This window comes from Paenibacillus baekrokdamisoli (assembly GCF_003945345.1).
GTDB classification, from domain to species: Bacteria; Bacillota; Bacilli; order Paenibacillales; family Paenibacillaceae; genus Paenibacillus_Z; species Paenibacillus_Z baekrokdamisoli.
In genome coordinates this window covers 7059769-7080456 of the sequence record NZ_AP019308.1, presented here as the reverse complement: position 1 = coordinate 7080456, position 20688 = coordinate 7059769, and the positions used below count along the sequence as shown (strand labels likewise).

Sequence of the window (20688 nt, the reverse complement as noted above, 5' to 3'; positions counted from 1 at the left end):
CTCATTACTATAATTTACGAAGCTCATTTTCGAGATCTTGAAGATCTTGGGGAAGAGCCGCTTCGAATCTCATTCTTTCTCGTGTGATCGGATGGGTGAATGCCAGAATCGCCGCATGCAGAGCTTGTCTCTGGACAGCTGCTTCCAGAGTAGCGGAACCACCGGCCTTAGTAACTGGTTTGATGCCTTCATCTGTCTCCTCTTCACCAGCAAAACCATATAGCTTATCCCCAATGAGAGGACAGCCGATATGCTTCATATGAACGCGAATTTGATGAGTTCTTCCCGTTTCCAGCTTCAAACTCACCTTAGCTGCCAAGCCTTCTCCAAAAATCATTTCCGTTCCATAGTGGGTGACGGATGGATAGCCATCAGGTCTTACAACACGGACATGCGGGTTGTCGGTATCTCGATCGATAGGCTCATCTACTGTTCCATTCACAATCTTAGGTGCCCCATATACATAAGCCCAATATCGTTTCTCCACCTCGCCCGCCTGCAGCTGCTCGGACAATTGCTGATGAATATAGGGATTCTTGGCAATCGCCACAAGTCCCGAGGTATCCTCATCCAGTCGATGGACAGGGCGAAAACGAACCCGTTCACCCTGTTCTCGCCAATGATAAACGGCGGCATTCGCAATTGTACCCGTATAATGTCCATGAGTAGGGTGAACGACAATACCTGGCGGTTTGTTCACGATGAGTAAATCACGATCCTCATAAACGATATCTAACGGCAGTGGCTGTGGCAGGATATCCTCCGACTGCTCTTGCTCCATCCGCACCTCTAGAATATCGCCTTCCTTGAGTCGATCATTCGTATAAACACGCTCTCCGTTGACTGTAATCCCCTGCTCAGTCGTTTTTACTCTTGAAAGCAGCTTGCGGGAAACGCCAAGCCGCATTTCGAGTACTCTCCGGACCATTCTTCCTTCGTCCTCTGCCGATATCTGTAAGCTCAGTGGCTTGTAATATAAGGTCTCACTCATTTGTCGTTGCTGCGGAACACTTCAGCACTGCGTATATATTCCGTATCTGATACACCCAGCTTCGCATTAGCCGACCGAGCAGCCGCAAAGAAATAATCCGATAGACGATTGATATATTTCAGCACATCACCATTTATCGGAAGTTCTCCCGATAGCGTTACCACTCGTCTTTCCGCTCTGCGACAGACAGTTCGGCAAACATGAAGCAAAGCCGATACCTCGCTGCCACCAGGCAAAATAAACCTTGTTATAGCAGGCGAAGCTTCCGTATGAGCATCAATCCAGCCTTCGATTCGCAGCGCTGGTTCCGCCGTCATTTTGAAGGTCCGGCCTTCCGGATCAGCGAAAGCGAGATCAGAACCACAGTCGAATAACTCCTGTTGTATTTCTACAAGCTCAACTTGCAGCTCATTTAACTGACCTGTTGCTAGAGCAACCGCAGCCGCTTGACCCACAAAGGAATTGAGTTCATCAATCGTGCCATAGGCTTCGACGCGGCTATCATCCTTGCGGACTCGGCCACCGATCACAGACGTTTTCCCTTCGTCTCCGGTACGTGTATATAATTTCATCGTTCACTCATCTCCTTTAATAACTCCATCAAATATAGCATAAAAGCAGCCTTCAAAAAGCTAAGAATGTCGACAAAATAGAAAAGAAGCCCCGATGGGACTCCTTCATCTGACAAATTAAGCCTCAATAGGAACAATCTATAAAATCATGATTCACTGCAGCTTCGTCTTTCTTCGTATAAACTGCATATATTCATTGATCTTCACATCGAGCTTTAAGCTAAGATCAATAACCTTCTGCGAACTTAAGGAAAGCTCTTCCATATAGGACTGTTCCATCTTCGTTCTTAACGCATAGATTTCATCTTCTAATATCTGCATGGACGAGGACGGGTGCTTGGCCGAATTGGCATTCGATAAATTACGAAAGTTGAAACCAAAATCCGCATAAGCCACTGTCATCCCTCCCTGTCATCAATCAGCGCGAATTTATTTCCATGCATTCCGCAATTTATTTTGGCTAAAGAATTATTTAAATTATACCAAACAATAACAAGCATGAATATATTTTTTCAATCTCCCTTTAATTTCCTGACAAAAGCACCTATTCGATCTATCGCTTCTGTAATTTGGCTTACGGAAGTCGCATATGAACAGCGCAGATGCCCTTCTCCACCAAGTCCAAACACATCACCAGGAACTGCCGCCACCTTCTGTTCCATTAACAAGTTCGTCGCAAACTCCTCGGAACTAAGTCCGAAAGCCTTAATGGAAGGAAAAGCATAAAAAGCACCTTGTGGCTCATGACAGTCAAGTCCAATCTCGCGAAACCCATGAACAACGAGTCTACGACGCTGATTGTAGGATTCTATCATTCGATCCTTCTCTTCAAGACCATTCTTAAGCGCCTCAAGAGCGGCTACTTGCGACATATTCGAGGCACACATCACTGTATATTGATGAACCTTGAGCATGGCAGCAATGATCTCATGATGTCCGCAAGCATAGCCAATCCGCCAGCCTGTCATGGCAAACGCCTTCGAGAACCCGCTAACGAGAAGGGTGCGATCCTTCATTCCTGGCATCGAAGCAAAACTAACATGCTTAGAGCCATAGGTAAGCTCTGCATAAATCTCATCCGAGATCACAATGAGATCATTCTCTTCAACAAGCTTAGCAATCGGCAGCCAATCCTCGTAAGTCATAATGCCTCCGGTTGGATTGCTCGGATAGCTTAATACGAGTACCTTAGAGCGTGGCGTAATGACCGCTTTCAACGATTCCGCCTTCAGCTTGAATTCATCCTTGGCAAATGTCTCGATACCGACAGGAACACCGCCGCTGATCGATGTAATGGGTGAATACGAGATATAACAAGGCTCTGGGACAAGAATCTCATCCCCTGGGGATATAAGCACGCGAAGTGCCAGGTCGATAGCCTCACTTCCGCCAACCGTTACAAGAATCTCGTTACCCGGATCATACGAAACATCGAATTGATTGCTCAGGTAGTAGCTAATTTCCTCTCTTAGCTCAGGTGTACCAGCATTCGAGGTATATTGGGTCTTCCCCATCTCAAGCGCATAAACACAAGCTTCGCGAACATGCCAAGGCGTGATGAAATCCGGCTCGCCTACACCCAGTGTAATAATATCTTTTCGGCCGTTTGCCAAATCAAAAAAACGACGAATACCGGACGGTTTAATTGCACGAACCTGCGGAGACAAATAATCTGCCATCGAAGTGCGCTTCTCCTGTGTACTTGCTTGCTTCTCTTCGTCTTTAATCATTGTGTGTCACCCTTTACGGTGAGACCAGAAGACGATGATCGTCTTCATGCTCTTCGAATATAATGCCATCCTGTTTGTATTTTTTCAAAATAAAGAATGTTTTGGTAGAAAGAACGGCATCGATCGGAGACAATTTGTTAGAGACGAAAGAAGCTACATCTTTAAGCGTATTCCCCTGAACCTCGACGAGCAGGTCGTAGGCACCTGACATTAAGTAAACCGATTTCACTTCTGGATATAAATAAATCCGTTCCGCAATGCCTTCAAAACCACGGCCGCGTTCCGGTGTAATTTGTACTTCAATGAGTGCAGTTACCTTCTCATCCTCAACCTTACTCCAATTCACAACGGTTGCATATTTGACGATGATATGATCCTGTTCCATCTCGGCAATCGCCTGTTTGACTTCCTCAAGTGGTTCATCCAGCATCGTTGCGATCAAATCCGCACTCCGGCGCGCATCTTCCTTCAGCAGCTCTAATATTTTCATTTTACGTCCATCCATCGTCAAAAGCCCTCCCTAATGTAAAAATCCACCGTTAGCGTCGCAGTATGTGACACTAGTTATAATGACTATCTTACAACGAATACAGGCTTCCTGCAAAGCGACAAACAAGATGAATCGGATAAGTTCGTCCTTGAAGCTATAGAGAATCCAATTTCAGTCCTATTAGTTAACAAAGAAAAAGGCCCCGAAGGGCCTACTACATGGCTAGCTATAGTATTGGTTTTGTCCTGGTTGAGATTGCTGGTTTAGATGCTGTTGGTATTGTTGTTGCTGCGCTTGTTGTGCTTGTTGCGCTAATTGTGCTTGTTGCGCCTGTTGCGCTTGTTGCGCTTGTTGCGCTTGTTGCGCTTGTTGTGCTTGTTGTGCTTGTTGCTGCTGCTGGAATTGTTGCATGCCGTAATTGCCTTGGCGGCCTAGTTGAAGCTGCTGCAAGAACTGATTGGCTTTTTGCTCCATTTGCTGATTTTGCTGAAGCTGCTTGTCTAATTCTTGACGAAGCGCTGGTGAAGACGTGCTGTACATATTTTGCTGCTCCATTACTTTAAACAGCTGACCCTGCATCTGCAAGGCACTATTAAGAAGACTTGAAAACATCTGGCGAATGGACTGGCAGCTGGATTCTGTTGCAGCAGTCGCATATTCACGCACGACCCGCTTCAGATCAGAGAGCACAGTGTACGCCAAATCCTGCTCTGGCATTAAAGATTGGGCTTGTTGTTGTTGATACATAGTAGGCCTCCTGAAAAGTAAATTAGTTTTGCGGCTGTGTAGGTGCAAGCTGCTGATGCTGTTGAAGAGATTGTAGAAGTGTTTGCATATGCTGTTGATGGGTTTGAATCATTTGTCCACATATTTGCTTGAGTGGGGCGCTGTTGGCTGACACTGCGGTCACTGCGCATTGCTTGATCAACAAATCCTCGTTAGAAATGGAATCCACGATATATTCCAGTTCTTTTGCAGTCATTGGCTGCATTTGCATAGAAATTCCCCGCCTTTATTTCAATTTTATTGAGCCTTCGATAGTTTGTCCTGACAATGGTTAGGTTATGTATCCGGAGTTCCCCCAATAGAGGAGAATTCCGGTGTCTAGCGCTTAGGGAAGATGAACCGTTTTGACATGATCGAAGTGAATATAAACCGCGTTCCCGCTGGCTGTTGATAGCTCAATTATATTTTGATCAATACTTTTGAGTACACCAATCTTATTCGGATTCTCGCCAAGATCCAGAATAACAAATTCGCCAATTAGCTTTCGAAGCTGTTGATCAAAGGTGCGTGCTAATGTAATTGGTGAAGGCTTAAGCGGGAATTGCTCGGGAGTAAGTGTATAAGGCGTCACATTGGGATTATACGGAATTAAATATTTCAAGTGTGATAGTGATACGATGACCGAGTGATACACCGGCGAGTAGAAAACAAAAAAGTCGTTCATTACACTCGTTAAGTAACCATGAATCGATTGGTTTCCGGCAATGTACATTTCGGAGAACATACCTTTTGCATTCATTAATACTTTTCGATAAGAGATCAGCTCGTTCTGATGCTCAAACAGCGTCTCTGGCACATCCATATCTTGCTTGTCGTGGACTGATAGTCGAAGCTGCTGCAAGTGGATAAGTGGGACATATAGGAACTGATTACCATTATGAAGCACAAGAATGTCTTGGCCTAAATCAATCAGCTTGCCTCGAATGGGCATCGTTTTACCCGATATATCTAGCTCGACATATTGATCTAATAAAGGGTGACGATTTTTCATGAAATCGACCTCCTTTCTTCTAATAAGTTGCGATTATGCACATAGAGACTTTTCATCTCCAGATATTCCGTACAATTACTGTGGTTAAGCAAATCACGCTATCGGCACTCCAAAGCTGGATTCGATGAAGAACCCAGCTTGGGTGGCCATGACGCTAATCATACAATATGTTCTAGCACCTGCCGCCTTTGTTGCTGGAGGCATTTCTATTACGATTTCCATTCGTTTTTTTATTGCCATTTTGACCTGACTTGTTGTTGCCTTTGTTAGCTCCCGATTTGTTGTTACTCTTATTACCTCCGGATTTGTTATTGCTTTTGTTACCTCCGGATTTGTTGTTGTTGCTTTTGTTACCTCCAGATTTGTTGTTGTTTTTGTTACCTCCAGATTTGTTGTTGTTACCTCCGGATTTGTTGTTGTTACTTCCAGATTTGTTAGAGTTGCTACCGCGACTTCCATTACTGGCGTATTGGCCTGTTTGTTTCACTGTTTTGATATGAAAAAGTGGAATGATAACCTTTTCCTGACCTACAACAAGAAGAACGGATTGATTGTTAACCTCGGCTATAAATCCTTCAATTTTCTCTGGACCGCCCCAGTTAATTTGAACGAAATGTTGACTCAAATTGCGCAGAACACCAACAAAGTTTGCAGCTACGATATGTTTGCTAGAATCCGAGCCTCCACTCTTTTGACCTGGAAGATCAGTAGTACTTTTGATATGGCTGGCATTGACATAAACGAGGCCTGCACTCGTGCGAATAACAACATAATCATTATGAACAGCAACTATAACTCCATCAAACGATTCAGGACCTCCACGGTTAATTTTCACTAACTTACCAATTTTATTGTTCAGATTATTTCTATTCATGTCGTCATTTCTTGAACTCTTATGTTGTTCCATTGTAGATGAAACCCCCATGCTGTTAGATTTGTGATTCGCATTACTTACACGATTAGCTTCAGTACCACACCAGCTTTTGCGACTTAGAGTACCACCCCAAGGTCTGTTGCTATTACGACAGTCTTCCATTCAAAAATCCCTCCAATAAAGTACTAGAATGTAACCCATTAGGACGACCGGCACAAATACGATCGCGACTACATGATTTACGGTTCATCCATCTCGCTTCGGCTTTCATCCCTCCATTACTTGCCCCTGTGATATCAATCATGGGAGACAATTTATAATCTATTTATATGTATCTCGTAATTGAGAGGTACTAGATTGCTATCTATTTTCTATAAGATGGCTCATGTGACCTGGATCGATTGATAGATTCGCAACATAGCTTAGTATTAAGACATATATAGGAGGAATTCACAGCATGCCAAAAGGTTCTAATGGTGCTAGAGGCAACAAGGGTTCTCGAGGTAATAACGGCTCTAAAGGTAGAAACAACGGTTCACGTGGTGTCAACAGCACAAGAGGCAATAACGTTTCGCCTGGTGCCAACAGTACAAGAGGCAATAACGACCCACGTGGTATCAACAGCACAAGAGGCAATAACGTTTCCCCTGGTGTCAATAGTACAAAAGGCAATAACGAGTCGCGTGGTGTCAACAGCACAAGAGGCAATAACGTTTCCCCTGGTGTCAATAGTACAAAAGGCAATAACGGCTCGCTTGGTGTTAACAGCACAAGAGGTAATAACGTTTCCCCTGGTGTCAATAGTACAAAAGGCAATAACGGCTCGCGTGGTGTTAACAGCACAAGAGGTAATAACGTTTCCCCTGGTGTCAATAGTACAAAAGGCAATAACGGCTCGCGTGGTGTTAACAGCACAAGAGGTAATAACGTTTCCCCTGGTGTCAATAGTACAAAAGGCAATAACGGCTCGCGTGGTGTTAACAGCACAAGAGGTAATAACGTTTCCCCTGGTGGTAATAATACTTCCCATGGCTCTCATGGCTCTCATGGTTCACACGGCAGTCGGGGTAGCCATGGTTCGTGCTGCAACAACGTTCTATAAGATGGCTTAGTATCTAGGCACCACTAGAACAACAATCGCATAGTGTAAATAAGCTTAAGCCTATCGTATTCGATAGGCTTTATCTTTTACCCAAGGAGATGGTCCAATGTCCGGGGAAGGACTACCCAGTCGGAAAATCACGATTCAAAGCAAGGATTTAAATAACCTGCAAGCCGATGTTTGGAGTAACCAATTCGCTCCTGTCAAGCTTGAGCTGGATGGCATCTCCTACGATGCACAGCTCCGATTTCGTGGCGGTCATACGCGCAACTATCCAAAAAAATCATATGAAATCACATTCGGGGATGATCAAACCCTTCATTGGAATGCAGAGTTTGACGATCCCTCTATGATTCGCAATGCGCTTTCCTTCCATTTCTTTAATATGATTCAAGTTCCATCACCCAAGACTCAGCATATCTGGCTCGAATGGAACGGTCAGCCCCATGGCGTCTATCTGGAGATTGAAGCTGTCGACCAGACATTCTTCTCCAAACGTCGTATCGCATCACGTGCGCTGATCTACGCTATTAATGATAAAGCCAATTTCAGCCTCTTGGATCCCAATACAAAAGAAAATAAGGCAACCTTGTTTGAAGGCTACCGTGTAATGAGAGGAAATGGATCGACGAAAACGAGATTAACACGCTTTGTCCGGCGAATTAATAAGCCAGTGGGGAAATCGCATCAAAGTTACCTCGTGCGACGTTTGGACATTGGACTTTATCTGAAGTGGCTTGCAGGAGCCGTACTAACGGGTAATTATGATGGCTTCGATCAGAATTATGCACTTTATGAACATGCATCAAGCGGTAAATATCGTATTATTCCATGGGATTATGAGGGTACATGGGGAAGAAATTGCTATGGCAGACTGTGTGGAAGCGATTTGGTCGAAGTTAAGGGCTACAATAAGCTAACTCAAAAAATACTTGCCTATAAATCTTGCCGACAAGTCTATCGTCGTCTACTAATTAAACTATTAGAAGAAAGGTTCACTTGGAAAACAATAAAGCCAGTCATTTTACAAATGTATCAGAAAATAACACCGGCCATTCAAGATGATTTCACTCGTAAATGGCCGTTCGATACTTTCGAGCATGAGCCGGAGGTCTTCCAAACCTACGTAAATGAACGCCGTTCTATTATATACAAGGAGCTGCGGAATTGGACCGATTAGCTCATGCTTCTATACGAGTTAAAAGATATCCATACTTAAATATCTTTCCCCGCTATCTGGCGCTATACAAAGTACACGCCCGCCCGATCCTATACGGCGGGCTTGCTGCAAGGCTGCCCAGACTGCTGCACCTGAGGAAGGACCTAGCAGCAGTCCCTCTTGTTTAGCGAGCTCACGCATCGTTTGAAGCGCATGATCATCCGATACTTGAACAATCTCATCATACACCGATGTATTTAGGATAGACGGTACGAAACCAGGACTTGTCCCAACTAGCTTGTGCGGACCGGGCTTCCCTCCCGAGAGTACGGGTGAGCCAAGCGGTTCTACGACAGCTACATATAAGCCAGGGAGCGCCGACTTTAACGTTTCACCTGTACCTGTAATCGTTCCACCAGTTCCAGCTGTAGCAATGAATACATCTAATTGACCTTCTGTCTGCTCCAAAATTTCTTTGGCTGTCGTTAATCGATGAATATCAGGGTTCGCTGCGTTCTCAAATTGATTAGGGATGAAGCTTCCCGGAAGCTCGGCCTGCAGCTCGAAAGCTTTTCTAATGGCCCCTGGCATCCGCTCTGCTGCTGGAGTGAGCACAACCTGAGCACCATATGCCTGTAACAAGCCGATTCTCTCCTTGGACATGTTATCTGGCATAATAAGAATGAGCTTGTATCCTTTGGCAGCGGCATTCATAGCCAGACCGATTCCCGTATTACCGCTGGTTGGTTCTATAATTGTGTCCCCCGGTCGAAGGAGTCCGCGCTGCTCACCATTCGCAATTAATGCAGAAGCTGCCCGATCCTTTACACTGCCGCTAGGATTGAATTTCTCCAGCTTTACCAAGACCTCAGCATCACCTTGTCCAGTTAGCCGGTTCAAACGAACGACAGGCGTTTGTCCGATCAAATCGGTTATACAATTCACTATTCGTGCCACAACTTTCTCCTCCTCTTACATAGCTTGTCTTTCTCCCGTTCCTAAGAAGCGCCGCATCAACCACCAGCTAATGATAGGGAATGCACCTACGGCCAGCATCAGCCATGCTACTGTTTGAGGTGCTTGATCAACAAAAGGAAGAACGACCAAATAAGCTGAAATGCCCAGAATTCGTCCTACAGTCAGTGCTGCTTCACGAAGAACGATAAATTCTTCCCGCTGTTTCGCGCTTTGTTCATTGCTGCCGATCAAATCAAACACAGTGGAAGTCATCGGAATAATGTATAACGGTATGAAGAGTGCGGTTCCAATGCCGAACCACAGCAGTGTCTCATAGCGCAGCGGCATGAAGAGAGGAACAATTACAAGTGTAATGGCAAAAGCACCAACCATCATTGCTCTATTTCTCCTAGGTGGAGTAAGCAGCTTGCCAATGATCCAGAAGCTAACCAAGGCTACAAGTGAGGTAATAAGCGAGAAGTTGCCCAGCTTCTGCTCATTACTTGTTGCCATATAAACAAGTAGACCGACCAAGAACATAAACACACCTTCACGAACCCCTTGTGCCATAAGGGCAGGTACTGCTTGCCGCCATGGATTACCAGGCTGACGAAGCTGCCTGATGCCGTGAAACCATTCGTAATGACCACTCGATTCACGCCTTTTAAGCCAAAAGCTTAATACTGCAGCAATTGCGAAGATAATAGCGGATATCGTGAAAATGATGCTATAACCACGTTCTCCTTTGCTAGCCGTTATCAACAATCCCGAAACCCATGGCGCAATAATTCCAGCACCTGAGCCAAGCAGCCCTGCCCACCCATTAAACCGATCCCGGTTGCCAGGCTCCGTGATTTCAAAGTAAACCACGTTAAATGCGACCCAGAACAGTCCAAGCGACAAACCGTTAAACATCCCGAGTGGTACTGCATAGGTTACCGCAGACTTACCGAGCAAAAGCACAACAAAATAAAAAACTCCGGACAGCGCGACGCCGAGCCGGAGGCTGTTCATCTTATTATGCTCTTTCACCCATTTGCCAGCGAGCCAGAAGGTCAATCCACTCACTGCAAACTGGCTCAAATTAAACCAACCGATTAATGCAAGGGATTGACTCGCTTTCCATAGATAGATGGGTAAAAAGGTACCCGACAACGCATTCGCGATTCCGAGCAGTCCTTGTACAGCCAATAGAAGAATGGCTTGTCTATCTAATTGTCGTCCATTCAAACGTTCATGTTTCATTCTAATCCCTCCAGCCTGCACGGCACTCCACGTGGTATCTTCATGTAAAGTACCCCTAAAGTGCAGTTCACATGCTGGAAAAACTATTGACCTTCTTCTGCGGCCTTCGCCAGTGAGCGCACGAATCGTTCTTGATCTTGTGCGCTAAGACGGTTCTCAGTATGGAAGCATGACGGGCATACATACATAACAACGTCAAAAGGCGTTGGAAGCAGCGGTATGGTCATGGCAGCAGGCGTTCTTGATGTGAACGACTCTCCCGTTACATGAGAAGAACCTACTTCGAGCATATATTCTCGACAGGATGGGCACTCAGGCGCTTCTAATTGATCATCAAGAATACGTTCCATCGTTTCATCAAGTGCCAGACGCTCACGACTATATTGTCTTAATTCCGATAAGTCTCCGAGTGCGGCATCCCTCTGCTTCTTGAAGCTCTCATTATCTTCCCAATCCGGATCCTCATCTTCCTCCTCCAGATCGTCGACCTCATCCTCCAATTCGGCATCAAGCCCCAGCTGAAGCGTGCGATAGCCGGATAATTCATTTCCGCAATGTGGACAATGACGTTCAGGTCCTAGTTCTTCATCCCATACAATTTCGGTATGGCACCACGGACAAACTGTTTGCTGCTGCTCTTCCATTCCATTTCCTCCACTTCATATCCTGTGAGACTTCTGGTATCTATTGTAGTAAATAAACGATGCCAAGCACAACAAATAGTGCGGCAAGCGCAAATAAGATTCCCCATAAATATTTCATAAGCAGCTGTGGCCCGATCCTTTCCATATTTACTTTAGTGAAGAGTTGCACCTATCACATAGGAAAGTGCTATAGAAATAATCATAGCGATAAAGCCTACCGCCCGATTGTCCTTCTTGATCTCATCATCAATTCGGAAAACAGGGGTCAAAAACTCAAACAAGAAATAGGCAGTCAGCAGCATGGCAAACCCAAAGGTAGCCCAGGTCATACTTTGGTACACCGTCTCATTGGCTTGAATAGCAAATCTGAATATATTGCATAGTCCAAAAATTTTGCCACCAGTTGCCATTGCAGCTGCCATATTGCCATTCTTGATCTCTTGCCAACAGTTATAACGCGTTACGAACTCAAAGAAAAATAGGAAGATGATTAGCGCAAGAACCGCTAATGATACATAGACAAGCGATGCTGCAAATTGATTGCTGAGCAAAGTATCTACCTCGCGCTCCATCCTGCTATCCCCTTTACTTTAGCTGAGCAATGGTAACACCAGTCCCGCCTTCTCCATAGTTACCAAGCCGGTAGCTCTTCACATGCTTATGTCGGCGAAGGAAATCACTGATCCCCGTCCTTAGGACACCGGTTCCATGTCCATGAATGATATAAATTTGCCCAAGTCCTGCAAGAAACCCTTCATCTAAGAAACGATCTACTTCCAAGATGGCTTCTTCCAGATTAGCGCCTCGCAAATCCAGCTCCATCCGAACCTGTTCATCACGTGTTCGCTTCAAGGTTGCTGCAAGCTTCGGCTGCTGCGTTGTCTCAGCACGCTTCACCAGCTCCAAATCACCAGTGGAAACCTTCATTTTCAAAATTCCAAGCTGCACAAGCGCATCGTTACCATTAAGCTCCACAACGTGACCCCGTTGGCCTAAGCTGTACACCATTACCTCATCGCCGTTCTCAATGCGCTGCTGCTTGGCGGCTTTGGATTTGGCAGTCTTCGCAGACTTCTGCACCGCAGGGGCCGCCTCATCAAGCTTTCTTTTAGCTTCGGTTAGCTTGTGATCTTTGACCGATGCGCCCTCTTCTTTCGCCAGTTGGCGTAGTTCAGCAATAATTTGCTCCGCTTCACGTCTAGCTTTCGCGATAGCTTCACGTGCTTCCTCCTGTGCTTTAAACATAAGCTTCTCGCGTTGTTCATTGAAACGCTCGCGTTCCGCTTCGAATCGTATCTGCTGGGCTTCCATTTCTTTGCGCAGCGCTTCAGCTGTCTGCCGCTCTGATTCGGCACCGATCCGATTCTCCTCCAAGGAAGCGATCATTGTCTCCACACGAAGATCCTCTTCGCTTACCTCACCGCGAGCATGGTCAATAATGGACTTTTGCAAGCCCAATCTCTCCGCAATTGCGAATGCATTACTTCGCCCTGGAACACCCACTAGCAAACGGTAAGTTGGACTTAGTGTCTGCACATCAAACTCCATACTGGCATTAATGACCCCTTTGCGATTATAAGCGTAAGCCTTTAGCTCACTATAATGCGTAGTTGCTACAATTCGGCACCCAAGTTTATGCATATGCTCCAGCATGGCAATAGCAAGCGCTGAGCCCTCTGCAGGATCTGTACCCGCTCCGAGCTCATCTAACAGCACTAAGCTTTTTGTCGTCATATTGTTTAATATGCGGATGATATTCGTTAAATGGCTAGAAAATGTACTTAAATTCTGCTCGATGCTTTGCTCATCACCGATATCGGCATAGATCGAATCAAAGACACAGAGCTGACTTCCATCTTCTGCTGGAACGAACATGCCCGTCATCGCCATCAGACTTAGCAATCCAATTGTCTTGAGGGAGACCGTCTTACCGCCTGTATTAGGTCCTGTAACAATTATTGTGGTGTAGTCATTACCAAGCTCTACATCAATAGGGACAACCTGCTCACGAGCAAGCAGCGGGTGCCGTCCACGACGCAGCTTCAGATAACCTCTGTCATTCATACGTGGAAGCGAAGCACCCATTTGGTGGGCCAACCGTCCCTTTGCGAATGCGAAATCAAGCTCACCTAATTGATCAACATCAAGGAGTAAATCCTCCGCGTAATCAGCGGTTTGCGCCGTAAGTATCTGTAAAATCTTCTCGATCTCTCGCACTTCGGCCAGTCTTAATTCACGCAGCTTATTATTCATAACAACAATCGCTTCAGGCTCGATGAATAAAGTTGCACCTGATCCTGATTGATCATGAATAATACCACCAAAGCTGGAGCGATATTCCTGTTTGACCGGAATAACATATCGATCGTTCCGAATCGTTACAATGGCATCCTGAAGCATTTTCTGCACGGAAGAAGAACGAATCATCTGCTCAAGCTTCTCACGCACTCTGGCTCCGCCCGCACGAAGCTCACGGCGAATAGAAGCAAGCTCTGAGCTGGCGCTATCCATTACTTCAGCCTGCTCATCAATGCAATTAAAGATAGCATCCTCGAGCGTCTTATGCTCCGTCAGCTGTCCAGCCATCGCTGCCAGCATCGGGATTGCATCATCATCATGAAGCTGCAGAACGTGACGCTTAAGCCGCCTTGAGCCTCGCACCGTCTCTGCAATTTCAAGCAATTCGGATGGGCTTAGCGTCCCCCCGATGCGTGAGCGAAGCAATGCAGCACGAATATCTGCAATTCCGCCAAATGGCGCACTGCCCTTTAGACGATCGGCTTTATAGGCCTCGTCTGTTACCTGGAGAAGACGCTTGACCTCCTCTAAATCCGAACTCGGACGAACCGCTTCCGCAACCGCCTTACCAAGCGATGTTGCAGCATGCTGAGTCAATTTATATACAATTTTCGCGTATTCAAGTGTGTGGAGTATTTTGTCATCCAAAACAGGTTCAACCCCTCTCGTTCCTTATTATAGCCGAAGCTTCTTACGTATGCCATGCTGTAAGTTCCATGTATGACTAATGAAAAGCAGGTAACAATAATTGTTGCAGCGGAAATACGCAGGAGGGATGAACGACCACTCGCTTCTTCTGCAGCAGCTTTTCCGACGTGTTTGGAGCCGATTCCCTCGGAGAATTCTAAGGAGGTTTAAGCATGCACTTTCTAGGTCACGTAGTTCGATTTGTCGTTTCAGCGATTGTGCTAATGATCGTCGGTTTTATCGTCCCTCAGTTTAGTGTAGGTGGTTTCTGGAGCGCGTTGTTTCTCGCGCTGGTCATTGCCGCGCTTGGCTGGATTATTGAAGGGATCTTTGGTAAACGGGTAACTCCATTTGGTCGCGGAATTGTGGGCTTTATCGCAAGCGCCGCTGTCATCTGGATTGCTCAGTTTATCGTTGGTGGTGTTTCTGTAACCTGGCTTGGTGCTATCTTAGCCGCGCTGGTCATCGGAATAATCGACCTGTTCATACCTGTCAGCACGCCTTATGAGGCAGGACGCAGCGATAGCAAACGCGCCCATGACTAGAACGGGTGATAGTTTCATCACCGCCTAATCGAATATGAGCTACAGAGAACCGAGCTTCAGCGGAGCTTCCTCCGCTGAAGCTCGGTTTTTCTTTTATGATAAACCGATTTTAACTAAAGTTCATGAATTGTTCATAGGAGTTTCTATAGTTCGACACTGTCATTTTATCCAAATTACGCTATAATAGGTAGGCTATTAACCGATATTATAACAATCAGGGGGATATTTTCAATGAAAAAGAGCCTAGTTCTTATGCTCATGTTAGCCGCTACCGTGTTCCTTCTAGCTGCTTGCGGTTCAACCAATAATTCATCCAAAAAAGGTGGCGTAGAAGTGACCGGAGAAGCCGCCACTAAAGAGATCGTCATTACAGCTACGAGATATAAATTCGACCAGCCTGTATATAAGATCAAAAAAGGGGAAGTAACGAAAATCACCTTGGATTCGCCCGATGGTATTCATGGCATAATTATTCCAGATCTTGACCAAACGATTGATGCTGATAAACCTACTGTTGTTAAGATCGATAAAGCTGGAGAATATGAATTTAAATGCAGCATTATGTGCGGTACAGGCCACTCCAAAATGGTCGCAAAGCTCGTCGTTGAGTAAATGAAGACAGCTTAACTTCCAACCCATTCCTGTAGTTTCATACAGGGGTGGGTTCTTTATTTTACTTCTGTACCGTTGCGAAGCTGTCGAAGCTCCAACGAATAATCAGTTCTACAACTAATCGAATGATCTAATTTGAGCTATTTCTTATAAATTGTATAAGAAAGATTGATAGCCCGCCTCTTCCCTGATTAGAGACGTCTTTGTTAAACTAATTATAAAGACAAATTGATACGGATGAGGAGACTGCTAAATGGGTATTCTTGACGGAAGAACAGCCATAATCAGCGGCGCGGGTACTGGACTTGGAAGGGCTACAGCTATCGCTTTTGCTCAGGAGGGCGCTCATGTTGTCCTTCTGGGCCGCCGCACAATTAAGCTTGAAGAAACCGCTGCCCTGATTGCACAGGAAGGTATCGGTCAATCGCTCGTACTGCCGACGGATATCGCAGATCCTAAACAGGTAGAACAAGCAATGGAAACAATCGCACAAAACTTTGAACGTATTGACATTCTCATTAACAATGCCGCTTCATTTGAACCCGGGCAAGTGATTGAACTCACCTATGAAGAATGGACCCGGCAAATCGCCATTAACCTAACCGGTCCCTTCTTATTAACAAAGGCAGTGCTCCCGCTAATGCGTCAGGCCCACTATGGTCGTATTATTAATATCACCTCAGGACTGGCATGGAACGGGGCAGGCGGTTATGCCGCCTATAGCGCTGCCAAAGCAGGATTGGAATCACTGACTCGCACGACAGCTGATGAGGAGCTGGATTACGACATCCTAGCTAACAGTTATAATCCAGGCACACTGCGCACAGAGATGCATGCAACAGGAAAAGATCCCTCTGTGGTAACGGCTGATCTCATTCGCCTTGCCTCACTTCCGCAAGGTGGAGCTACCGGTACAACCGTTGTCTATTAAGCGAAAAGAGCTGTACATTCAGTAGTCAACTGAATGTACAGCTCTTTTTTTTAGTCCTGCTCCAACAGCTCGATCCACTCATTATATTCATTTTGAAGTTTAGCATATTCGATTTTGAGCTTTCCGTACTCGTTTTGCAGTTGTGCTTGATGGGCTTTCAACTCTTCTACTTCGGCGAGTTCGGCTTCCAACTGCGCTACACGCTCACTGATTTGTTGCTCGCGCGTCCGTGCTTCGCTAGTTTGCTGCTCACTCAGCAGCAATTGCTCTAGCATTCCAGCCTCCGCCTCTGCATGAGCCGCTGCTTGCTGTTTAGCCTGTTCAAGCTCAGATAGGGCTTCATTAGCAAGGCGTTCTGCTTCTTCTGAAGCCTCATAGCCCACTCGTTCTGCTTCAGCCATTTGGAACTTAGCCTCGTTCATCAGGTCGGCTGAACGATCTTCTGCTGATTGAAGCCTTTCACTCAGAATGGCCGTTTCTGCCTTTAGCTGCTCAAGCTGATCCTTCATCTGATCGCGCTGCTTTGCAACATGGCGCTGCTCTTCGCTGGCTTCCTCAGCAAGTCGCTGCGTTTCACTTAATCGATTGCGCAGCTCCGTAATTTGCTTCTCTTGCTGCTCCATTGCTTGAGCACGACGATTTTCCTTCTGCCGCAGCTCGGTAAACTGACGCTGGATGTCCTGAGCTTCATTCTCCCTTTCACCCAAGTCACTTTCAAGGCGACCTAACGCTGCTCGGAGCGTCTCCTCCTGATCGGCAGCTTCCATTGCAGCTAGCTCTGCTTCCTCTAATTGAGCAGCAATCTGACCTTGGACCAATTCCTGTTCCTTGCTTAGCTGCTCTAACTGTTCCGATAACTGAGCACGTTCCTGCTTCCAATCTGCTATACGACGATTTAGCTCGTCCGAATAAGCTTGTTTACTAGCTGTAATTTGTACTTCCAGTTCATGCTTGAATGTGGCTGTTATTGCGGCAGTCTGCTCCTCGTTCTCCTGCAGCGCTTGCTCCAATAACGCTTGAGCGGTTTGCCGCTCCTGTTCGAGCTCGGATTGCGCTTTCTCTTGCACTTGTTCTAAAGATGCCTTGGCTTCAGCGCGTATACGATCCCGTTCAGAATCAGCCTCCAAACGAAGAAGCTCTAGCTCCTCAATCACTTGTGTAACCTTTTCTTCAGCAGCAGCAGCCTGCGCTGCAGCTCGTTCAGATTCACTACGCAAATGTTCAAATCGTTCATGAGCTTCAAGACGTAGTCGCTCCCGTTCCGTTTCGGCTGAATTGCGTGTTTCCACAAGCTGCAGCTGCAACTCCTTGCGAATACGCTCCTGTTGATCTCGTGCCTCTTCGGCAGCAAGCACCTGGAGATCGCGTTCCAGCTCCAGCTCCGCACCTAGCTCTGACTGTACTCGTTCTAGCTCTGCCTTCGCTGCTTCGCGTCCACTCTCCTGCTCCGCTTCCAGCGCTGCTCGCACTCGCTCCAGCTCTGCCTTCGCTGCTTCGCGTTCACTCTCCTGCTCCGCTTCCAGCTCAGCTCGCACTCGTTCCAGCTCTGCCTTCGCCGCTTCGCGTTCACTCACCTGCTCCGCTTCCAGCTTCGCTCGCACTCGCTCCAGCTCTGCCTTCGCCGCTTCGCGTTCACTCTCGTGCTCCGCTTCCAACGCCGCTCGCACTCGTTCCAGCTCTGCCTTCGCCGCTTCGCGTTCACTCTCCTGCTCCGCTTCCAGCTTCGCTCGCACTCGCTCCAGCTCTGCCTTCGCCGCTTCGCGTTCACTCTCGCGCGCCGCTTCCAGCGCGGTACCAGCTTCAGCCGAAGCAATGACCTGAAGCTCACGCTCCAGTTCAAGCTCCGCATTCAGCTCAGCACGAGCTTGCTCCAGCTTAGCGTTAGCCGCTTCGCGCTCGCTCAATTGCTCCATACGCGTGCTTTCAAGTTCAGCTTGCATTTGGCTTAGTAAACGTTCCAGCTCAAGTCTTGTTGCATCAAGCTCTGTACCATGCTCCGTTTGTATGCGCACAAGTTCTACACGTGCCGCTTCACGATCATTCTGACGCTCCATTCCAAGCTCCGCGAGTAGTCGCTCCGTTTCTGCCCGTGCCGCTTCGCGCTCATTCTCACGCTCCATACCAAGCTCCGCGAGTAGCCGCTCCGTTTCTGCCCGTGCTGCTTCGCGCTCATACTCACGCTCCATGCCAAGCTCCGCGAGCAGCCGCTCCGTTTCTGCGCTTGCTGCTTCGCGCTCTTTCTGACGCTCCATACCAAGCTCTGCGATTACGCGCTCCGTCTCTAAGCGTGCTTCTTCGCGATCGCTCTCGCGAACACGTTCCAGCTCCAATACCGCTGCTTCACGCTCTTGATCCATCTCGCTTAACACGTAATCAAGCTCAACCTTCGAGGCAGTCCGCTCTGCATTTTGCTCGGCAACGACGCGCTCTAGTTCCAGACGAGAAGCTTCACGCTCCCGCTCCCGCTCGCCAGTCAACTCGCTGCGTACACGTTCCAACTCCGCTATTGCCGCTTCACGCTCTTGATCCCGCTCAGCCTGGACATCATCCATCTGGGCTTTCGCAGCTGCAAGCTCTGCAAGCTGCTCGGCTTGCAATCGCTCTAATTCAATGCGAGCAGCTTCACGCTCACTATCAAGCTCCGCATGAAGCTCATTGCGCAATCGCTCCAGACCCGCAAAAGCGACCTCTCGCTCCTCGCTTTGCTCACTTTGTACACGTTCGAGCTCGAGCCGCGCCTTTTCACGCTCGCTTTCAAGCTCTACATTTAGCTCGCTACGAACCCGCTCGAGCTCTGCCAATGCCAGCTCGCGTTCCTTATTCTGCTCATCAAGCACCCGTTCCAGTTCTAAACACGAAGCTTCCCGCTCCGCTTGAAGCTTCGTGTTTAGTTCACCACGCACCTCCTCAAGCTCCACAAGTGCAAGCTCCCGCTCCTCACTAAGCTCAGTAAGCACGCGCTCGAGCTCCAGACGCGCAGCTTCACGCTCGCTCTCCCGCTCCTCATTCAGCTCCGCTGTCAAACGCGCTAGCTCTGCTCTTGCCGCTTCCTGCTCGTTCTCACGCTCCGCTGTCAAACGCGCTAGCTCTGCACTCGCCGCTTCCTGCTCATTCTCACGCTCCGCTGCCACACGCGCAAGCTCTGCGCTTGCTGCTTCCTGCTCGATCTCCCGCTCCACTGTCACACGTGCAAGCTCTGCTCTCGCCGCTTCCTGCTCATTCTCCCGCTCCGCTGTCACGCGTGCAAGCTCTGCACTTGCCGCAGCTCTCTCGCTCTCTCGCTGTGCATCATGCATCTCACGCAAGCTCACAAGCTCTGCACTCGCCGCAGCTCTCTCGCTCTCTCGCTCTGCATCTTGCTTCTCACGCAAGCTCGCAAGCTCTGCAATCGCCGCAGCTCTCTCGCTCTCCCGCTCCGCATCATGCATCTCGCGCAAGCTCGCAAGCTCGGCAAGTGCTGCTTCTCTCTCACCAGAGAGAAGCTCCTCCGCTTCGATCACCGCTCGCTCTAGGCGTCCTTGCAATCCAGCGCTTGTCCGCTCCAATTCATCTCGGGCCAGCTCTCGCTCCAGAGCAAGCTCCGCTTCCGCATTCTCTCGGTTCCCGATCAGCTCCTCGCGAAGCGATTCAACAAGAACCATCGCCTGCTCAAGCTCAGCGACTGCAGCCTTGCATCTCTCCTCGGTCGCATGCATCTGCTCATTCTCCCGATTGAGACGAAGAGCATCCTCCGCCATATGCACAGCGGCAAGAACTGCGATTTTGGGCAAATCCAGCCTAGGATACCCTTTGGCCAGTTTCTTCATATTCTCATCAACTAAAGCAGCAATCCGTTTAATATAATCAGGGTTGTTATGCCCTGTCAGCTTAAATTGGTTACCGTATATATCAACCGTGACACGTGTCCGTTCGGCAGCATCCATGAGGCATTTCCTCCTAAAAGTTATTGCGCGGCCCTGCTTGATGGGCCAGAAAATAAGTTACAACCAAGCAAAAACGACTATAAAAATGGCTTTGCCTGACGCAGCTGAATTTCGACATCATCAAGCAAGAACTACTTCGGAAGTAATAATG

General features: G+C 47.5%; 20 protein-coding genes. 5 read left to right on the top strand and 15 right to left on the bottom strand.

Annotation, left to right across the window (positions count from 1 at the left end):
* Positions 1–7: 7 nt before the first annotated feature.
* From EKN16_RS31290 to EKN16_RS31250, 9 genes are all read right to left on the bottom strand, one after another.
* Positions 8–991, bottom strand: coding sequence for an RluA family pseudouridine synthase (locus tag EKN16_RS31290; RefSeq protein WP_125665471.1), 984 nt, complete (start codon positions 989–991; stop codon positions 8–10).
* Positions 988–1563, bottom strand: a complete 576-nt coding sequence (locus tag EKN16_RS31285; RefSeq protein ID WP_125665470.1) for a cob(I)yrinic acid a,c-diamide adenosyltransferase — start codon at positions 1561–1563, stop codon at positions 988–990. Before EKN16_RS31285 ends, EKN16_RS31290 begins: the two co-directional genes overlap by 4 nt.
* Positions 1564–1716: 153 nt before the next feature.
* Positions 1717–1959: an aspartyl-phosphate phosphatase Spo0E family protein gene (locus tag EKN16_RS31280; protein WP_232016120.1), complete on the bottom strand. Its 243-nt coding sequence runs from the start codon at positions 1957–1959 to the stop codon at positions 1717–1719.
* A 116-nt stretch (positions 1960–2075) separates the two neighbouring features.
* Positions 2076–3293 (bottom strand): aminotransferase class I/II-fold pyridoxal phosphate-dependent enzyme, encoded by a 1218-nt coding sequence (locus EKN16_RS31275; RefSeq protein ID WP_125665466.1) that lies wholly within the window; start codon positions 3291–3293, stop codon positions 2076–2078.
* Between the two features lie 13 nt (positions 3294–3306).
* Positions 3307–3798 (bottom strand): Lrp/AsnC family transcriptional regulator, encoded by a 492-nt coding sequence (locus EKN16_RS31270; protein WP_125665464.1) that lies wholly within the window; start codon positions 3796–3798, stop codon positions 3307–3309.
* A gap of 207 nt (positions 3799–4005) precedes the next feature.
* Positions 4006–4530, bottom strand: a complete 525-nt coding sequence (locus tag EKN16_RS32695; RefSeq protein WP_179955577.1) for a spore coat protein — start codon at positions 4528–4530, stop codon at positions 4006–4008.
* Positions 4531–4552: 22 nt separating this feature from the next.
* Positions 4553–4780 carry a hypothetical protein gene (locus EKN16_RS31260; RefSeq protein WP_125665462.1) on the bottom strand — a complete coding sequence of 76 codons (228 nt, stop codon included), beginning with the start codon at positions 4778–4780 and terminating at the stop codon, positions 4553–4555.
* Positions 4781–4894: 114 nt separating this feature from the next.
* On the bottom strand, positions 4895–5560 hold the full coding sequence (locus EKN16_RS31255; protein ID WP_125665460.1) for a DUF2642 domain-containing protein: 666 nt from the start codon (positions 5558–5560) through the stop codon (positions 4895–4897).
* A gap of 172 nt (positions 5561–5732) precedes the next feature.
* Positions 5733–6596 carry a hypothetical protein gene (locus EKN16_RS31250; RefSeq protein WP_125665458.1) on the bottom strand — a complete coding sequence of 288 codons (864 nt, stop codon included), beginning with the start codon at positions 6594–6596 and terminating at the stop codon, positions 5733–5735.
* Between the two features lie 295 nt (positions 6597–6891).
* Between EKN16_RS31250 and EKN16_RS31245 the strand changes: the two genes are divergently transcribed.
* Together EKN16_RS31245 and EKN16_RS31240 are read left to right on the top strand one after the other, a co-directional pair.
* On the top strand, positions 6892–7536 hold the full coding sequence (locus tag EKN16_RS31245; RefSeq protein ID WP_125665456.1) for a hypothetical protein: 645 nt from the start codon (positions 6892–6894) through the stop codon (positions 7534–7536).
* Positions 7537–7642: 106 nt separating this feature from the next.
* The gene (locus EKN16_RS31240) at positions 7643–8716 is read left to right on the top strand and encodes a CotH kinase family protein (RefSeq protein WP_125665454.1); all 1074 of its coding nucleotides are present in this window, start codon (positions 7643–7645) and stop codon (positions 8714–8716) included.
* A gap of 18 nt (positions 8717–8734) precedes the next feature.
* Here the strand turns inward: EKN16_RS31240 and cysK are convergent, their stop codons facing one another.
* The 5 genes from cysK to EKN16_RS31215 form a co-directional block, all read right to left on the bottom strand.
* Complete coding sequence (cysK, locus tag EKN16_RS31235; protein WP_125665452.1) at positions 8735–9652, bottom strand: cysteine synthase A; 918 nt, start codon at positions 9650–9652, stop codon at positions 8735–8737.
* A 15-nt stretch (positions 9653–9667) separates the two neighbouring features.
* Complete coding sequence (locus EKN16_RS31230) at positions 9668–10897, bottom strand: MFS transporter (protein WP_125665450.1); 1230 nt, start codon at positions 10895–10897, stop codon at positions 9668–9670.
* 83 nt (positions 10898–10980) lie between these two features.
* Entirely contained in the window at positions 10981–11541 is a 561-nt protein-coding gene (locus EKN16_RS32580; RefSeq protein ID WP_164523069.1) for a hypothetical protein, read from the bottom strand.
* Between the two features lie 152 nt (positions 11542–11693).
* On the bottom strand, positions 11694–12113 hold the full coding sequence (locus tag EKN16_RS31220) for a DUF350 domain-containing protein (protein WP_125665446.1): 420 nt from the start codon (positions 12111–12113) through the stop codon (positions 11694–11696).
* 13 nt (positions 12114–12126) lie between these two features.
* The gene (locus tag EKN16_RS31215; protein WP_125665444.1) at positions 12127–14487 is read right to left on the bottom strand and encodes an endonuclease MutS2; all 2361 of its coding nucleotides are present in this window, start codon (positions 14485–14487) and stop codon (positions 12127–12129) included.
* Positions 14488–14699: 212 nt separating this feature from the next.
* Here EKN16_RS31215 and EKN16_RS31210 point away from each other — a divergent pair, with 212 nt between their 5' ends.
* The 3 genes from EKN16_RS31210 to EKN16_RS31200 all read left to right on the top strand — a co-directional run bounded on the left by EKN16_RS31210 (position 14700) and on the right by EKN16_RS31200 (position 16614).
* Positions 14700–15071, top strand: a complete 372-nt coding sequence (locus tag EKN16_RS31210) for a phage holin family protein (protein ID WP_125665442.1) — start codon at positions 14700–14702, stop codon at positions 15069–15071.
* A 231-nt stretch (positions 15072–15302) separates the two neighbouring features.
* A complete protein-coding gene (locus EKN16_RS31205; protein ID WP_125665440.1) occupies positions 15303–15683 on the top strand; it encodes a cupredoxin domain-containing protein in 381 nt (126 codons plus the stop codon).
* 253 nt (positions 15684–15936) lie between these two features.
* Positions 15937–16614: an SDR family NAD(P)-dependent oxidoreductase gene (locus tag EKN16_RS31200; protein WP_125665438.1), complete on the top strand. Its 678-nt coding sequence runs from the start codon at positions 15937–15939 to the stop codon at positions 16612–16614.
* 50 nt (positions 16615–16664) lie between these two features.
* Here EKN16_RS31200 and EKN16_RS31195 read toward each other — a convergent pair whose 3' ends face one another.
* On the bottom strand, positions 16665–20537 hold the full coding sequence (locus EKN16_RS31195; RefSeq protein WP_125665436.1) for a hypothetical protein: 3873 nt from the start codon (positions 20535–20537) through the stop codon (positions 16665–16667).
* Positions 20538–20688: the final 151 nt, after the last annotated feature.

Coding starts and splice junctions, on each gene's coding strand:
- EKN16_RS31275 (WP_125665466.1), bottom strand. CDS start 3,293: ATGATTAAAGACGAAGAGAAGCAAGCAAGTACACAGGAGAAGCGCACT.
- EKN16_RS31195 (WP_125665436.1), bottom strand. CDS start 20,537: ATGGATGCTGCCGAACGGACACGTGTCACGGTTGATATATACGGTAAC.
- EKN16_RS31250 (WP_125665458.1), bottom strand. CDS start 6,596: ATGGAAGACTGTCGTAATAGCAACAGACCTTGGGGTGGTACTCTAAGT.
- EKN16_RS32580 (WP_164523069.1), bottom strand. CDS start 11,541: ATGGAAGAGCAGCAGCAAACAGTTTGTCCGTGGTGCCATACCGAAATT.
- EKN16_RS31240 (WP_125665454.1), top strand. CDS start 7,643: ATGTCCGGGGAAGGACTACCCAGTCGGAAAATCACGATTCAAAGCAAG.
- EKN16_RS32695 (WP_179955577.1), bottom strand. CDS start 4,530: ATGTATCAACAACAACAAGCCCAATCTTTAATGCCAGAGCAGGATTTG.
- EKN16_RS31210 (WP_125665442.1), top strand. CDS start 14,700: ATGCACTTTCTAGGTCACGTAGTTCGATTTGTCGTTTCAGCGATTGTG.
- EKN16_RS31255 (WP_125665460.1), bottom strand. CDS start 5,560: ATGAAAAATCGTCACCCTTTATTAGATCAATATGTCGAGCTAGATATA.
- EKN16_RS31220 (WP_125665446.1), bottom strand. CDS start 12,113: ATGGAGCGCGAGGTAGATACTTTGCTCAGCAATCAATTTGCAGCATCG.
- EKN16_RS31200 (WP_125665438.1), top strand. CDS start 15,937: ATGGGTATTCTTGACGGAAGAACAGCCATAATCAGCGGCGCGGGTACT.
- EKN16_RS31245 (WP_125665456.1), top strand. CDS start 6,892: ATGCCAAAAGGTTCTAATGGTGCTAGAGGCAACAAGGGTTCTCGAGGT.
- EKN16_RS31260 (WP_125665462.1), bottom strand. CDS start 4,780: ATGCAAATGCAGCCAATGACTGCAAAAGAACTGGAATATATCGTGGAT.
- EKN16_RS31205 (WP_125665440.1), top strand. CDS start 15,303: ATGAAAAAGAGCCTAGTTCTTATGCTCATGTTAGCCGCTACCGTGTTC.
- EKN16_RS31270 (WP_125665464.1), bottom strand. CDS start 3,798: ATGGATGGACGTAAAATGAAAATATTAGAGCTGCTGAAGGAAGATGCG.
- EKN16_RS31285 (WP_125665470.1), bottom strand. CDS start 1,563: ATGAAATTATATACACGTACCGGAGACGAAGGGAAAACGTCTGTGATC.
- EKN16_RS31230 (WP_125665450.1), bottom strand. CDS start 10,897: ATGAAACATGAACGTTTGAATGGACGACAATTAGATAGACAAGCCATT.
- EKN16_RS31290 (WP_125665471.1), bottom strand. CDS start 991: ATGAGTGAGACCTTATATTACAAGCCACTGAGCTTACAGATATCGGCA.